The 14,331-nt window shown below is 35.7% G+C and carries 15 protein-coding genes; 10 read left to right on the top strand and 5 right to left on the bottom strand.

Translation table 11 applies throughout. From position 1 onward, the window contains the following. Positions 1 to 110: 110 nt before the first annotated feature. The 5 genes from VUJ46_RS13595 to VUJ46_RS13575 all read left to right on the top strand — a co-directional run bounded on the left by VUJ46_RS13595 (position 111) and on the right by VUJ46_RS13575 (position 5,053). The gene (locus VUJ46_RS13595; RefSeq protein ID WP_326981291.1) at positions 111 to 392 is read left to right on the top strand and encodes a GxxExxY protein; all 282 of its coding nucleotides are present in this window, start codon (positions 111 to 113) and stop codon (positions 390 to 392) included. 49 nt (positions 393 to 441) lie between these two features. Continuing rightward, on the top strand, positions 442 to 1,371 hold the full coding sequence (locus VUJ46_RS13590) for a 2-hydroxyacid dehydrogenase (protein ID WP_326981290.1): 930 nt from the start codon (positions 442 to 444) through the stop codon (positions 1,369 to 1,371). 135 nt (positions 1,372 to 1,506) lie between these two features. Then, the gene (locus VUJ46_RS13585; RefSeq protein WP_326981289.1) at positions 1,507 to 2,772 is read left to right on the top strand and encodes a serine hydrolase domain-containing protein; all 1,266 of its coding nucleotides are present in this window, start codon (positions 1,507 to 1,509) and stop codon (positions 2,770 to 2,772) included. A gap of 25 nt (positions 2,773 to 2,797) precedes the next feature. After that, complete coding sequence (locus VUJ46_RS13580) at positions 2,798 to 4,579, top strand: Ig-like domain-containing protein (protein WP_326981288.1); 1,782 nt, start codon at positions 2,798 to 2,800, stop codon at positions 4,577 to 4,579. A gap of 15 nt (positions 4,580 to 4,594) precedes the next feature. Then, complete coding sequence (locus VUJ46_RS13575; RefSeq protein ID WP_326981287.1) at positions 4,595 to 5,053, top strand: heme-binding domain-containing protein; 459 nt, start codon at positions 4,595 to 4,597, stop codon at positions 5,051 to 5,053. Positions 5,054 to 5,115: 62 nt separating this feature from the next. Here VUJ46_RS13575 and VUJ46_RS13570 read toward each other — a convergent pair whose 3' ends face one another. From VUJ46_RS13570 to VUJ46_RS13550, 5 genes are all read right to left on the bottom strand, one after another. After that, positions 5,116 to 5,631 (bottom strand): NUDIX hydrolase, encoded by a 516-nt coding sequence (locus VUJ46_RS13570; RefSeq protein WP_326981286.1) that lies wholly within the window; start codon positions 5,629 to 5,631, stop codon positions 5,116 to 5,118. Further along, the gene (gene xerD, locus VUJ46_RS13565) at positions 5,631 to 6,542 is read right to left on the bottom strand and encodes a site-specific tyrosine recombinase XerD (protein ID WP_326981285.1); all 912 of its coding nucleotides are present in this window, start codon (positions 6,540 to 6,542) and stop codon (positions 5,631 to 5,633) included. Before xerD ends, VUJ46_RS13570 begins: the two co-directional genes overlap by 1 nt. A gap of 7 nt (positions 6,543 to 6,549) precedes the next feature. Next, positions 6,550 to 6,972 (bottom strand): deoxycytidylate deaminase, encoded by a 423-nt coding sequence (locus VUJ46_RS13560; protein WP_326981284.1) that lies wholly within the window; start codon positions 6,970 to 6,972, stop codon positions 6,550 to 6,552. A gap of 51 nt (positions 6,973 to 7,023) precedes the next feature. Continuing rightward, a complete protein-coding gene (locus VUJ46_RS13555; protein WP_326981283.1) occupies positions 7,024 to 7,791 on the bottom strand; it encodes an enoyl-CoA hydratase-related protein in 768 nt (255 codons plus the stop codon). Positions 7,792 to 7,897: 106 nt separating this feature from the next. After that, positions 7,898 to 9,385, bottom strand: coding sequence for a catalase (locus VUJ46_RS13550; protein ID WP_326981282.1), 1,488 nt, complete (start codon positions 9,383 to 9,385; stop codon positions 7,898 to 7,900). Between the two features lie 132 nt (positions 9,386 to 9,517). On the opposite strand from VUJ46_RS13550, the gene VUJ46_RS13545 reads away from it, so the two are divergent. From VUJ46_RS13545 to VUJ46_RS13525, 5 genes are all read left to right on the top strand, one after another. Next, positions 9,518 to 10,468, top strand: a complete 951-nt coding sequence (locus tag VUJ46_RS13545; RefSeq protein ID WP_326981281.1) for a LysR substrate-binding domain-containing protein — start codon at positions 9,518 to 9,520, stop codon at positions 10,466 to 10,468. Positions 10,469 to 10,709: 241 nt separating this feature from the next. After that, on the top strand, positions 10,710 to 11,990 hold the full coding sequence (metK, locus tag VUJ46_RS13540) for a methionine adenosyltransferase (RefSeq protein ID WP_326981280.1): 1,281 nt from the start codon (positions 10,710 to 10,712) through the stop codon (positions 11,988 to 11,990). Between the two features lie 82 nt (positions 11,991 to 12,072). Then, positions 12,073 to 12,564, top strand: a complete 492-nt coding sequence (locus VUJ46_RS13535; protein WP_326981279.1) for a hypothetical protein — start codon at positions 12,073 to 12,075, stop codon at positions 12,562 to 12,564. 197 nt (positions 12,565 to 12,761) lie between these two features. After that, positions 12,762 to 13,352 carry an RNA polymerase sigma factor gene (locus tag VUJ46_RS13530; protein ID WP_326981278.1) on the top strand — a complete coding sequence of 197 codons (591 nt, stop codon included), beginning with the start codon at positions 12,762 to 12,764 and terminating at the stop codon, positions 13,350 to 13,352. 202 nt (positions 13,353 to 13,554) lie between these two features. Then, complete coding sequence (locus VUJ46_RS13525) at positions 13,555 to 14,250, top strand: YjjG family noncanonical pyrimidine nucleotidase (protein WP_326981277.1); 696 nt, start codon at positions 13,555 to 13,557, stop codon at positions 14,248 to 14,250. Positions 14,251 to 14,331: the final 81 nt, after the last annotated feature.

Here is a 14,331-nt window from a genome sequence, read left to right as displayed (position 1 = left end):
ATGAAAACCGATATTTCTGAAAATGAAATATCAAAGATTGTTTATGAATCGGGATATCTGGTTCATAAAGTTTTGGTCCCGGACTTTTAGAAAGTGCTTATGAAGAATGTATGTGTTATGAACTTCAGAAATGCGGGCTTCAGGTTGAAAAACAAAAGGCTATGCCTCTTATTTATGAAGAGATAAAATTAGATGTAGGATATCGATTAGATTTATTTATTGAGAATAAGTTTGTCTTAGAAATAAAAGCAGTCGAAGTACTGAGCGATATTCATTTAGCTCAAATCCTTACCTATCTTAGATTGAGTAATTCTAAACTAGGAATGCTGATCAACTTTAATACCCATCAATTTAAAGATGGTGTAAAAAGAGTGATCAACGGAAAGCGATAATAGTGCCATTTGTGCAAAAAATATTTGTGTCATTAGTGTTTAAATAAATATGAAAATCCTTCTTTTAGATAAAAATCACCCTTTAATTACCGAGCAGCTTTTAGCGAAAAACTTTATTTTGGAAGAAGATTTTGCATCTTCCTACGATGAGGTTTGTGCTAAAATTGAAAACTATGACGGAATTATCATCCGAAGCAGAATTCCTTTGGATAAGAACTTTTTAGAACAAGCTAAAAATCTGAAATTTATTGCCAGAGTAGGAGCAGGAATGGAAAATATTGATATTCCTGTGGCTGAAAAATTGGGAATTCAACTGATTAATTCTCCGGAAGGGAACAGAGATTCTGTAGCGGAACATGTTGTCGGAATGTTGCTGATTTTAATGAATCGATTATTCATCGCATCTCAGGAAGTAAAAAACGGCATCTGGCTTCGTGAAGAAAACCGCGGTGATGAATTACTAGGAAAAACTGTTGGACTTATCGGGTATGGAAACATGGGTCAGGCTACGGCTAAAAGGCTTTCGGGCTTTGGCTGTAAAGTGATTTTTCATGACATTTTGCCTAATCTTTCGGATGAATTTGCAACTCAGGTTTCTTTGGATGAATTGAAAGAACAGGCTGAGGTTCTAAGTTTACACATTCCGATGACGGAAGAAACTCGCTATTTGGTAGATTCAACATTTATTTCAGAAATGAAAAACGATTTCTATTTTGTAAATACGGCAAGAGGGAAAAATGTAGAAACCAAAAGTTTAGTGGAAGCATTAAAGTCTGGAAAAGTAAAAGGTGCCTGTCTTGATGTTTTGGAATATGAAAAATCTTCTTTTGAAAATCTGGAAACAGAAAACGAAGATCTGAATTATCTTTTAGCATCCGACAAAGCCATTGTTACCCCTCATATTGCAGGCTGGACGGTTCAGAGCAAAGAAAAGCTGGCACAGGTAATTGTGGATAAGATCATAGGGGCATATTGTTAACAAAGACAAGCAAAAGAATAAGTTGATTTTTTAGCTTATCCTTCATTTTTTTTTATGTTAAATAATTCATAATATACATTCAATAGTAAATATTTATTTTGAGTTTTATTAAATTGCTGCTCATTTTTGAAACTCATGAGGATGCGTAACTTTGTACTTGCTTTATCAGCTTTTTTTATCATTTTTTCCTGTAAAAATAAATCAGAAACGAAAGAAAATATTACCGAAAATAAGACTTCACCTCCTAACTACGGAAATGTGGATCTGGACAAGGTTTTTACAAAAGAGGATGATATACTTTCAGATAAGGCTTCATTGGTACGATATATCGATCAGTATTACAAAAAAGTATGGGAGGGAAGTGATTTGAGTGGCGGAATTCTGGTGGCAAAAGGTGACGATGTGCTGTACGAAAACTACAGAGGTTTCGGAAGAGAAGGAAACCAGATGCCGATTGATAAAAATACGCCTTTACATGTCGCTTCAGTTTCAAAAACAATGACCGCAATGGCGATGATGAAACTGATCGAGGCCGGAAAAATAAAACTGACCGATCATCTGACACAGTTCTTTCAGGGGTTTCCTTATCCCGATGTAACAGTTCAGAGTTTATTGTCACAAAGAAGCGGACTCCCGAAATATGAATATTTTATTACCAATATAAAACCTGCTCCGGCAGAGCTTTCAAAGCAATTTATTACGAATGAGGATGTTTTAAACATGATCATTAAATATAAACCTCAGTTGGCGAGAGAAACCAATACAGGATTTATGTATTGCAATACCAATTTTGCTTTATTGGCTTTATTGGTTGAAAAAGTAACAAAAATGCCTTTCCCTCAGGCAATGAAAGAGATGGTTTTCGAACCGTTGAAAATGGATCATTCTTATATTTTTCAGGAGAAAGATATTCCGACCGCTTCACAGTCTTTTTATTATGGAGGAAAAGGGAAATTATATCCTTTGGACAGGCTTGATCTGATCTACGGAGATAAAAATGTCTATACTACCCCGAGAGATTTGTTTAATTTTTCAAAGGCCATGTTCTCCAAAGATTTCTTAAAACCTGAATTAATGCAAATGGTTTTTGAACCTTACAGCAACGAAAAAGCTGGAATGAACAATTATGGTTTAGGTTTTAGAATGAAAATTTTTGATAACGGTGAAAAACTGACCTATCACAATGGTTGGTGGCACGGGACAAATTCTGTTTTTGCTCACCTGTTAAAGTCTAAAGTTACGATTGTAGCCATCGGAAATAAATATTCCAACAGAGTGTATACAGCGCTTGCTTTATCGGGATTGTTTGAAGATTTTCCTGTTCAAAAAGATAAGCTCCACAGCGTAATGAACGATAATAAAGATACTTTGAGCAGCCAACATGAAGTTTATGGAGAATAATGTTTATTTTTGCGTAAACATCTTCATGAAGAGATTTCTTTTATTTATCATATTGGCTTTTCTTGTACAGTCTTGTGCAAGAGTGGGTTCGCCTGTCGGTGGGCCTAAAGATTCTATCGCTCCGAAATTTTTAAGTTCAAATATCGACACAACCAGAATTAATGTTTCACGAAATATTCGTGAGCTTCGTCTGGATTTTGACGAATATGTAACGTTGAAAGACATCAATAAAAACTTAATTATTTCACCTCCGATTCAGAAGATCAAACGTATTTTGCCTTCAGGGATTGCCAATAAATATGTTCTGATCCAGTGGGAAGATACATTAAAGGCAAATACAACGTATAACTTCAATTTTGGAAATTCAATTTCGGATAATAATGAGGCGAATGTATTGCCTTATTTCAATTTTGCATTTTCTACGGGAGATAAGCTGGATGATCTGTATATTAGTGGAGAAATCAAGGATGCTTTAAATACAAAAAAACAAACGAGCACCACTGAAAATAAGTTGGTTGTAGGCTTATATCAGGTAAAAGATACCATTAATTATAAGCAAAAACCTTATTATATTACGAAAGTGGATACGGATGGGTATTATGAATTAAACTATCTGTCTCCGGGAAAATACAGGATCATCGCATTTGAAGATGAAAACAGCAATTCGGTATATGATCCGGGAAAAGAAAAAGTAGGTTTTCAGAAAGATCTTATTGAGATCACGGATAAGTCGATTTCGGGATTAAACTTAAAAGTATATCCTTCAAAAAAGCCATTAAAATATGGTGAAATGAAGGAGGTTCCCGGAGGTATTCTGATGACTTTTGAAGGACACCCGAATGATGTGAAAGTTCTTTCACTCAATGACAAGATTCAGGATTATAAAGTAACCCATACCCCCAAATCAGATTCTATAAAGATATGGTTTGATGCTGTGAAAAATAAAGTGGGGCAGGAGACTACTGAAAATCTGAAATTCAGTTATGATGTCGATAAAAAGCAGGATACGGTTTCTGTTTTTTACAAGTATAATACCAAGAACAAAATGGATCTGTCTAATAACGACGGAAACCTTCTTCCTCCAAAAACAGATTTTAAAATTACTTCAAATTATATCATCAATAAAATAGAGCCTGAAAAATGGACGCTGAAGAGTGATAGTTTAACAACTCATCCTTTTACAGCAAGGATTTCAGATACCAATCCGTATCAGATTCTTGTAAATGCGGACTTTGAAGTGGGTAAAAAATATCAGCTTACAGTACCAAGAACGACAGTTTCTTCCTTTTATGATAAAAATGCAGAATCCAAACGTTTCGATTTTGAAGCGGATAAAGTGGAAAACTACGGAAGCTTGACCTTTAAACTTCAGAACAGGCCCAATGCAAGTTTCTGGATTCAGTTATTGGATTCTTCGGAAAAAGTGTTGTATCAGAAATATGTCAATGCGGATGAAGTGAAATTCCCAATTCTGAAGCCAGCCGAATATGTTGTAAGAATTTTGGTGGATAACAACGAAAATAAATATTGGGACGAAGCAGATTTCGAACATGATATTTTTGCAGAAGATTCCTTTGTTTACTATAAAACGGCGATTGTAAAACAACTTTGGGATTCCGTAGAAACCTGGGATTTAAAAGATACGAGGACGTTGGATAATCCCAAAGGAAACGTGACTCCTGTTCCTGCACCGCCTGCAGAAACAAAAAGTGACGAAGCGGCTTCCGAAGAAACGAAGCCTGTTCTGAAGGATTCAAATGCAACTCCTCTTAAATCCAATACTGCACTGGTTACGCCTGTGAAATAGTTAAAATAATTAGAGATGAAAACGGCAAAGAAGATCTTATTTTGGATATTAGTGGTATTTGCCCTGATTCAGTTTGTTCCTATAGACAGAACGAATCAGCCAATTGATCACAAAGTGAATTTTGTTGACATTAAAAAAACACCGCCCAAAATTGCGGGATTATTAAAATCTGCCTGTTACGATTGTCATTCCAATGAAACGGTTTATCCAAAGTACGCCTATATTGCGCCTATTTCATGGTCTGTAAAAAGTCATGTGAATGATGGGAGATCCCGTCTGAATTTTTCTATTTGGGGTACTTATAATAAAGAATTAAAGGAAAATATGCTGGATAATGCCATGGAAGCACTTCATCATAAAACGATGCCGATGCCGGGGTATATTGTCTATCATAAAGAAGCCAACTTATCCGAGGCAGAAAGAACATTGCTAAGTCAATATTTTGAGCAGATGCTGAAAACGAAGACGTATTAATTCAATCATATTTAAATAAAAAACTCTCGCAGATTCTGCGAGAGTTTTTTATTTGGTTAAGTCTAAACAGTTTTTAAATAGCTTTCGAAAAACTTCTTCTGAGAATCAAAAGCAATATCTTCAAGATCTAGCTCTTTTAAAGGAATCCAGACGGCTTCAGAAATTTCCGAAAGCTCAAGATTAACCTCAAATTTCTCCGAAACATTGTATTCGTAAAATAAATCAATCGTATTGTAATCGATTTCTTTGTATTGGTAAACGTTTGGAAGGCTCGTTAAATACTTTAAGTTTGAAATGTCAATATCCAATTGCAGTTCTTCAAAAAGCTCACGTTTACACGTTTCTTCAGCGCTCTCTATAGGATCTACAAAACCTCCAGCAAGATCTAGTTTTCCCTTTTTAGGATCACGATTTCTTCTGGTAAGATAAATTTCGTCACCATATCGTATCACAACAGCTACAGCGCCTGCAACATTGTTGTATAAAGTGAAGCTACAATTTGTACAGCTCCATTTCTTTTCGCCGTCCCAATGTAGGTTTTGCTCGCCGCAGCTTGGGCAATATTTCAATATTTTCATTAAGCAATATTAATGTTTCTCGGGTGGTAACTTAATATTACATCACGAAGTTCTTCCGTTTTCAGATGGGTGTAGATTTCTGTTGTAGTAATGCTGGAGTGGCCAAGCATTTCCTGGATATATCGCAGGTCTGCACCGTTTTGCAAAAGATGTGTGGCAAATGAATGTCTGAACGTGTGTGGAGATATCTTTTTACTTACCCCTGCTTTATCGGTCAGCTCTTTTATAATTAAGAAGACGATAACTCTTGACATGGAAGTTCCTCTGCTGTTCAGAAACAAGGTGTCTTCATGTTTTTTATTGATCTTGTTTCCGGAGCGTACATCTTCGATATAGTTCTTCAGTAATTCCGCAGTATAATCTGCCAAAGGAACGAATCTGGTTTTATTTCCTTTTCCGTTTACCTTGATATAATTTTCATGGAAATTAATGTTTGAAATCTTTAGATCAATGAGCTCCGAAACGCGAAGCCCGCAACCGTAAAGTACCTCCACGATACATTGGTTTCTCTTGCCCAAATCAGAATCTACCTCGATGGCCCCGATGATTTTATTGATATCAGGCAGGCTCAGCGTATCAGGCAGGTATAGTCCCAATTTAGGGCCTTCAAGCAAAGCAGCCGGATTATCTTCGCGGTACTCGTCCTCAAGAAGGAACTTAAAGAAAGCTTTTATGGAAGAGATCCATCTTGCCTGTGACCTTTCGCTGAATTTCTGTTTGGAAAGGTTAAAAATATACTCCTGCAGATTTTCATAATCAATGGAGTCCGGACCTATGTTTTCAAGGTCTTCGACAGCGTATTCTTTTAATTTTTTGATGTCCCGAACGTAAGCGTCGAGTGTGTTTTCTGAAAAATTTCTTTCGAATCGGAGAAAAATTTCAAAATCCTTAATCTTTTCATCCCAAGTCATTGTTGTGTTATTTTTTTAGTTCATAGTCCGATATTTGTTCTATTTCAATATGATGGTTTCTCAGGAACGATATGCCGTCATCGTCCGAATATTCATTAATATACACTAACCTGGAAATTCCCGCCTGAAGAATCAGCTTACTGCATTCCTTGCAGGGAGATAATGTTAAATATAAGGTAGAACCTTTAGCAGATTGTGTGGAAGTCGCAAGTTTTAATATCGCATTGGCTTCTGCATGAAGTACATACCAGTGTGTTTTGCCTTCTTCATTTTCACAGCAGTTCTCAAATCCCATTGGAGTTCCGTTGTAACCATCTGAAATAATCATCCTATCTTTCACGATAAGAGCTCCTACCTGTTTTCTTTTACAGTAGGATAATTTTGCCCATTCCTGAGCCATTTTTAGATAAGCTTTATCAAACTTATTCATAACCTCGGCATTGTTTTGTTTCGAAATAATTTGTATTAAGGGTGGAAATGTTTAGAAGTTAGGCTTTCTTTTTTCAATGAAAGCAGTCACTCCTTCTTTTTTATCGTCAAGTTCAAAAACTTCCCCAAAAGCCTTGATCTCGGCATCGAAGCCTTTTTCTGTATCCGATAAATTAACAGCGTGTATTGCTTTGGCAATTGCCATTGGCGAATTTCTCGTGATCACAGAGGCCAGCTCTTTGGTTTTGGCTAAAAGTTCTTCAATAGGGTATACTTCATTCACCAGGCTGATTTCTTTCGCTCTTTGCGCGGTAATCATCTTGGCTGAGAAGATCATTTCATTGGCAATGCCTTTTCCCACAAGCTTCGGTAATCTCTGCGTTCCTCCGTACCCGGGAATCAATCCCAAAGTAACTTCCGGTAATCCCAACTTAGCATTTTCCGATGCGTATCTGATGTGGCATGCCATAGCAAGCTCTAGTCCGCCTCCCAAAGCAAACCCATTAATGGCAGCAATGACAGGCTTATTCATATTTTCAATTTTATTAAAAAGCAGGTGATGCCCCTTTTGGGCTAGTTCTTCGGCCTCTTTCTGCCCGAGATCTGTAAATTCTTTTATATCAGCACCTGCAACGAAAGATTTTTCGCCGCTTCCTGTGATGATCACCACTCTGCACGAACTGTCATCATTCAATTCTTCAATGGCTGTGCTCAATTCCTTAATAGTCTGTGCGTTAAGTGCATTCAGGCTTTCAGGTCTGTTGATGGTAATAATAGATATTTTATCCTCTTTATGTAATAATATATTTTCGTAACTCATTTTTCCACTTTAAAATATTATCCTTCGCAAATTATAAATTTTTTACAAAAAAAAAGGAAAAATATTATTTTTTTTTCCTTTATATCATAAATTTTATCAAATATAATTATTTTGAATGATTCATCATATTGGCATCAATATTTACGTTTAACTGGGAAGCTACTTTCATGCCAAGCTCTATATTCGCTCTAAAAAAGTGACATAATTGACGATTTATGATTTCATCTTTCTTCGGCCCGTCAATTCCTTTCATGCTGCCGATGATATTTTTGATCAAATTTTCCCTTTCTGCCGCATTCATAGCTTTTGAATATAATAATCCAGGCTGAGTATAATGATCGTCATCATTTTCATTGCGATTGTAGCTGGCAACATGCGCGCTGTCCAATTCATATTCAAAGTTTCTGTATGACGAATCAGCCTTGATATCATCAAAACTGTTGGGATAATAATTAGGTTTGTCCTGATATTGGCTTGAATCTGCCATATAGCCGTCTCTTTGGTAATTATTAACCTCAAACGGACAGCGGTTTACTTCCAGGTGATGTGCATTGACACCCACTCTGTATCTGTGCGCATCGGGATAAGAAAACAATCGTCCCTGAAGCATTTTGTCAGGAGAAAAACTAATTCCGTTAATTAAGTTGCTCGGTGAAAAAGTGGATTGCTCTACATGGGCAAAATAATTCACAGGAACTTCATTAAGCTCCATTTCTCCGACTTCGATCAAAGGGAAATCATCATGGAACCATACTTTTGTGATATCAAAAGGATTCCATCTGAAATCGCGGGCCTGTTCTTCTGTCATCACCTGAATGAAAAGCGTCCATTTTGGGAAATCACCCTCTTCAATAGCTTTGCAAAGATCTTCCTGTGCAAAATCGGGATTTTCTCCCGCCATTTTTACCGCATCTTCATTGCTGAAATTTTTTACGCCTTGTTTTGTTTTAAAATGGAACTTTACCCAAACTCGTTCATTTTGAGCATTAATCATAGAGAACGTGTGAGATCCGAAACCATGCATATGTCTGTAACCGTAAGGAGTTCCTCTGTCGGACATTAAAATGAGAACCTGATGAAGAGATTCAGGATTTAAGCTCCAGAAATCCCACATCATGGTTGCGCTTTTCAGATTTGTTTTTGGAACTCTCTTCTGGGTATGGATAAAATCTGGGAATTTTTTGGCATCTTTAATAAAGAAAACAGGGGTGTTATTTCCTACCAGATCCCAGTTTCCGTCTTCAGTATAAAATTTTAAGGCAAAACCTCTGGGGTCTCTTGCGGTATCCGCACTTCCTTTTTCACCACCAACAGTGGAAAAACGAGCAAACATTCTGCATGAATTTCCCACCTGCGAAAACAGTTTTGCTTTTGTATATTTTGATATATCGTGTGTAACTGTGAATTTCCCATACGCGCCACTTCCCTTAGCATGAACAATTCTTTCCGGAATCCTTTCTCTCACGAAATGGGCAAGGTTCTCCTGGAGGATGAAGTCCTGAAGCAGAACCGGACCTCTGGGGCCAACGGTTTGTGAGTCCTGATGTTCGTAATAGGGAGCACCGTTACTTAACGTTAATTTTTTAGAATCCATAGAGTGATGATTTGTATGATTGATTTCTTATTTAGATTGTAACATGTAAAGGTAGTAAATATCAAATTTACTTGAATTTTTAATTGTCAATTACAAAAACATCATATCTTTGTAATAGATAATATTAATCAGATGAACATTCAGCAATTGGAATACCTTATCGCTGTTGATAAGTACAAACATTTTGGTAAAGCGGCTCAGGCGTGCTTTATTACGCAACCTACGCTTAGTGCAATGATACAGAAATTTGAGGATGAACTGGATGTAAAAGTTTTTGACAGAACAACACATCCGATTCGTACCACGGATGTGGGGCTTCAGATCATCGATCAGGCAAAGGTCATTATAGAATCTGTCAATGAATTAAAAAATAAGGCGAATCTCTTAAATAATATTCTGGGAGGAACCATTAACCTGGGGATTATTCCTACTGTTTCTTCATTTATTCTACCCACGGAAATATTTAGCTTTTTAGAGCAAAATCCGAAAATCCAGATGAATGTGAAAGAAATGACCACAGACAGTATCATCAAAGCATTAAAAGCAGGTGAACTGGATGCAGGCATTATCTCAACGCCTTATGATACGGCTGATGAATTTTATCAGGATTTCTTGTTTAATGAGGAGTTAATGATCTACAGTTCTGATACCGAAGCAAACAAAAAAAATTCTTACGTTGTTCCTGAAGAGCTGAATGTAGAAAAAGTGTGGTTGCTTGAAGAGGGGAATTGCCTGAGAAACCAGTTTGAAAATATCTGCCATTTAAAGGAAAATACACTGAAACCTAAAAACCTTGATTTCCTGGCATCCAATATTCAGACGCTGGTACATATGGTTGATAAAGTAGGAGGAATCAGTATTTTACCGGAATTGGCATTAAGCCAGCTTTCCGAAGTGCAGAAGGAAAATGTTTTCAGATTCAAGAAGCCTTTCCCGTACAGAGAAATCAGTATTATTTACTACAAACCAACATTTAAGCAGAAAATTATTGATGAATTATCACATTCTATTAAGGCTTCATTAGAGAAAAAACTAAATTATAATGAAAGTCCAAAAGAATTTGTAAGCATAAAACCACAATAGTTTCATTGTGAAAAAGCTTGATAAATCATTAATTTCAAGAAAATTATAATTAGTAAACAAAAGTTTTGAGTATTAAAAAAATAGTACTTAAATTTGCTGACGTTTACGAACGAGGAAAAATTTGACCTGATTGCAACCTCTATAAAAAAATGCTAAAACAGTATTCTCTTTTTAGCTTTCTGGCAATTTATTCTTATTTTTCTTCGTCAACATTTTTTAAATCTAAAAAACAAAGAATAATATGTCTTACTTATTTACGTCTGAATCTGTTTCAGAAGGACATCCGGATAAAATTGCAGATCAAATTTCCGATGCGTTGATCGATCACTTTTTGGCATACGACAAAACTTCAAAAGTGGCTTGCGAAACTCTTGTTACAACAGGGCAGGTAGTTTTAGCAGGAGAAGTAAAGTCTGATGCTTATCTTGATGTACAAACCATCGCCAGAGATGTTATCAACGGAATTGGGTACACGAAAGGAGAATACATGTTCAATGGTGATTCTTGTGGAGTTATTTCTGCAATTCATGAGCAGTCTCCAGACATCAACCAAGGGGTTGACAGAGCGGTGACAGACGAGTCTTTTGAGGCTAAAGCAAACGCTCAGGGTGCTGGTGATCAAGGGATGATGTTTGGATATGCAACCAACGAAACGGCTAACTATATGCCTTTGGCTTTAGATTTGGCCCATACTATTCTTAAAGAGCTTTCTGCGATCAGAAGAGAAGATGCTGAAATTAAATATCTTCGTCCGGATGCAAAATCTCAGGTTACTATCGAGTATTCTGACGATCACAAACCTGTAAGAATTGATTCTATCGTAGTTTCTACTCAGCACGATGATTTCGGAGCTGAAGAAGAAATGCTTAACAAAATCAGAGAAGACATTAAAAATATTTTGATTCCAAGAGTGGTTGCTTTACAAACTGAGGAGATCAAGGCTTTATTTAATGATCAAATCAAATATCACATCAATCCAACAGGTAAATTTGTCATTGGTGGTCCTCACGGAGATACAGGTCTTACAGGAAGAAAAATCATCGTAGATACTTACGGTGGGAAAGGAGCTCACGGTGGTGGCGCTTTCTCTGGAAAAGATCCTTCAAAAGTAGACAGAAGTGCTGCTTATGCAACAAGACATATTGCTAAAAACTTGGTAGCTGCAGGTGTTGCAGACGAAGTTTTGGTACAGGTTTCTTATGCAATTGGTGTTGCTGAGCCTTGCGGTTTATATATCAATACCTACGGAACTTCAAAAGTAGGTCTTAATGATGGTGAAATCGCTAAGAAAGTTTCTACAATTTTCGATTTGAGACCTTATGCTATTGAGCAAAACTTAAAATTGAGAAACCCTATTTATCAGGATACCGCTTCTTACGGACATATGGGAAGAGAGCATTATGTAGCTGATAAAACATTCAATAAAGGACATAAAAACGAGATTACTTTAACTGGTTTAGAGTTCTTTACTTGGGAAAAACTTGACAAAGTAGACGAAATTAAAGCCGCTTTCGGTATTTAATTTTTAAACTTACAGAATAAATAACTGCTTTATCTTTCCGATAAGGCAGTTTTTTTTAATTTTACATGTAAATAAATAGAAGATGATGAACGTTAGATTCGCAATTACAATCCTTTCGGTATTTTTCCTGAGCACATTTGCAAAAGCACAATACACGATGCATAAAATGATTACGGTAGGATATACCTATCAAAACCAAAGCTTTGGAGAAGTAGGAGGGAAGTTGCTTTTCTTGAAAAATGATGATGTGATCTACCGCTTGGGAGGTACAGCAATGATGGGATCTGCGAATTCCAAATTTGCTATTATGCCGAAACTTTCAGCAGATGTTTTGTTAAATTTTCAAAAAGATGTAGACTTTTACCATTCGTATTATTTCCTTGCCGGAGCTGAAGGAACCAACAAATATGTAGCTCCAAAAATAGGTGTTTCTCTCTTCGGAATGTTAGATTTAACTGCCGGTTATGCTTTCCCCATCGGAGATGCGAGGCTAAACGGTAAAGAAATGAAAGGTGTAAATGTTAATTTTACATTAAATATACCGACAGTATTCATTCATGATATGTTTAAGTGATTTTTTTTAAATTTTTCCTTTAAAAAGTTAATAATAGGTTAACAGTTATTAAAATTTTATTATATTTACACATTATTAAAGTGTACCCGCCTATTGATCTGACTTTACTCTAAAAAATTGTTTTGTATTTACAATTTGAACCAGATAAAATATCTGGAGAATGATTGGTCTACAAATATAATATTGAGAAGAAAGTTATGAGATCAAAATCGGATAGTTTACTAATTTCCCTTTACCAAAAAGGAGACGAGGAGGCGTTGTCATCGCTTATTCATCGTCATCAGAGAGAACTGTTTACATTCATTTTTTACAAAATTAATGATGAAGACCTAGCGAATGATGTTTTTCAGGATACCTTTATGAAAATCATTGTGATGCTGAAGGAAGGACGCTATAACGAAGAAGGAAAGTTCATTCTTTGGGCAAAAAGAATCGCCCATAACCTTATTATAGACCATTTCAGACTGAAAGCAAAGAATATTAAAGTGTCGGAAACTACCTTCGATACCGATGAGTATTCAATTTTTGACCTGATCAGAGAGCCCTCTGAAAATATTGAAGACCAGTTGGTGACAAACCAGATTCAGGAAGATCTCATGAGAATGCTGCAATTTCTGCCTCCTAACCAGCAGGAAGTGATTAAGTTAAGGTTTTTTGACGGACTGAGTTTCAAAGAAATTGCTGATCATACCGATATGAGTATTAATACTACATTGGGACGGGTTAGATATGCATTGATTAACCTGAGAAAAATCATGGATGAAAATAATATTGTACTCACCAGATAGATAATAAATGATAAAAAGTTTCGTTGTAAGGAAAACATCTTTCGCGTATGAAAAAAAATGACTCCTTAAAAGTGAAAACTTTGAAACCTAAAAAACAAACAATTGATTTTTTACTGAACTATTCAAAAAATCTGAACGTATTAAAAATCAAGGATAAGAATTATCCTGTCTCCAAAAATTAAAATGATTAATTTTGTGCTGTATGAAAATTCAGCACATTTTTTTTGATCTCGACAATACACTTTGGGATCACCGCAGAAATGCCTATTTAACAATAAAAGATCTTTTCGATAAAGAAGAAATTGCTTTAAAATATAATATCAATTTTGATGAATTCCATTCTGTTTATCATGAAATTAATGAGAAACTTTGGGAAGATATTCGCGACGGAATCATCGATAAAGAATATCTGAGAAAACATCGTTTTTATGACACTTTCAAGCGTTTTAACGTAGATGATTCGGAATTGGCAATGTATTTTGAAGAGCATTTCTTAGATAAAATTCTTAATCATAATGAACTGGTAGAAGGTGCGGAATATATTTTAGAATATCTTAAAGCTAAAAATTACGTCTTGCACATTATTTCCAACGGATTTAAAGAAGTAACGGAAAGAAAATGTATTTTATCCGGAATTGATAAATATTTTCAAACTATTACCAGTGCCGATACAGTTGGCGTAAGGAAACCGCGACCTGAAATTTTTGAATATTCACTAAACCTTTCTGATGCCATAAAAGAAAACAGTATTTTGATCGGTGATGATTGGGTTGCTGATGTTACCGGTGCACAAAACTTCGGAATGGATGTTATTTTCTTTGATGTCTTCAATGAAAATCCTCAACAGGAAGGATTAAAATCAATTAAACATTTATTGCAGATTAAAGATTTCTTGTAAATTTTTAGACTAAATATTTTTTAACGCAAAGATTTATTTTCTTTTGAGAATATCTTTAGTGAGCAAAGTAGTAATCAACAA

Origin of the sequence: Chryseobacterium sp. MYb264, assembly GCF_035974275.1 — a bacterium.
Classification (GTDB): domain Bacteria; phylum Bacteroidota; class Bacteroidia; order Flavobacteriales; family Weeksellaceae; genus Chryseobacterium.
The sequence above is the reverse complement of the archived record's forward strand: the minus strand, read 5'-3'. Positions and strand labels throughout refer to the sequence as shown.

Bases quoted from the DNA above. Each gene is read 5' to 3' on its own strand.
- VUJ46_RS13555 (WP_326981283.1), bottom strand. From the start codon at position 7,791: ATGAGTTACGAAAATATATTATTACATAAAGAGGATAAAATATCTATT.
- VUJ46_RS13525 (WP_326981277.1), top strand. From the start codon at position 13,555: ATGAAAATTCAGCACATTTTTTTTGATCTCGACAATACACTTTGGGAT.
- VUJ46_RS13590 (WP_326981290.1), top strand. From the start codon at position 442: ATGAAAATCCTTCTTTTAGATAAAAATCACCCTTTAATTACCGAGCAG.
- metK (WP_326981280.1), top strand. From the start codon at position 10,710: ATGTCTTACTTATTTACGTCTGAATCTGTTTCAGAAGGACATCCGGAT.
- VUJ46_RS13560 (WP_326981284.1), bottom strand. From the start codon at position 6,972: ATGAATAAGTTTGATAAAGCTTATCTAAAAATGGCTCAGGAATGGGCA.
- VUJ46_RS13535 (WP_326981279.1), top strand. From the start codon at position 12,073: ATGATGAACGTTAGATTCGCAATTACAATCCTTTCGGTATTTTTCCTG.
- VUJ46_RS13585 (WP_326981289.1), top strand. From the start codon at position 1,507: ATGAGGATGCGTAACTTTGTACTTGCTTTATCAGCTTTTTTTATCATT.
- VUJ46_RS13530 (WP_326981278.1), top strand. From the start codon at position 12,762: ATGAGATCAAAATCGGATAGTTTACTAATTTCCCTTTACCAAAAAGGA.
- VUJ46_RS13580 (WP_326981288.1), top strand. From the start codon at position 2,798: ATGAAGAGATTTCTTTTATTTATCATATTGGCTTTTCTTGTACAGTCT.
- VUJ46_RS13570 (WP_326981286.1), bottom strand. From the start codon at position 5,631: ATGAAAATATTGAAATATTGCCCAAGCTGCGGCGAGCAAAACCTACAT.
- VUJ46_RS13595 (WP_326981291.1), top strand. From the start codon at position 111: ATGTGTTATGAACTTCAGAAATGCGGGCTTCAGGTTGAAAAACAAAAG.
- VUJ46_RS13545 (WP_326981281.1), top strand. From the start codon at position 9,518: ATGAACATTCAGCAATTGGAATACCTTATCGCTGTTGATAAGTACAAA.
- xerD (WP_326981285.1), bottom strand. From the start codon at position 6,542: ATGACTTGGGATGAAAAGATTAAGGATTTTGAAATTTTTCTCCGATTC.
- VUJ46_RS13550 (WP_326981282.1), bottom strand. From the start codon at position 9,385: ATGGATTCTAAAAAATTAACGTTAAGTAACGGTGCTCCCTATTACGAA.
- VUJ46_RS13575 (WP_326981287.1), top strand. From the start codon at position 4,595: ATGAAAACGGCAAAGAAGATCTTATTTTGGATATTAGTGGTATTTGCC.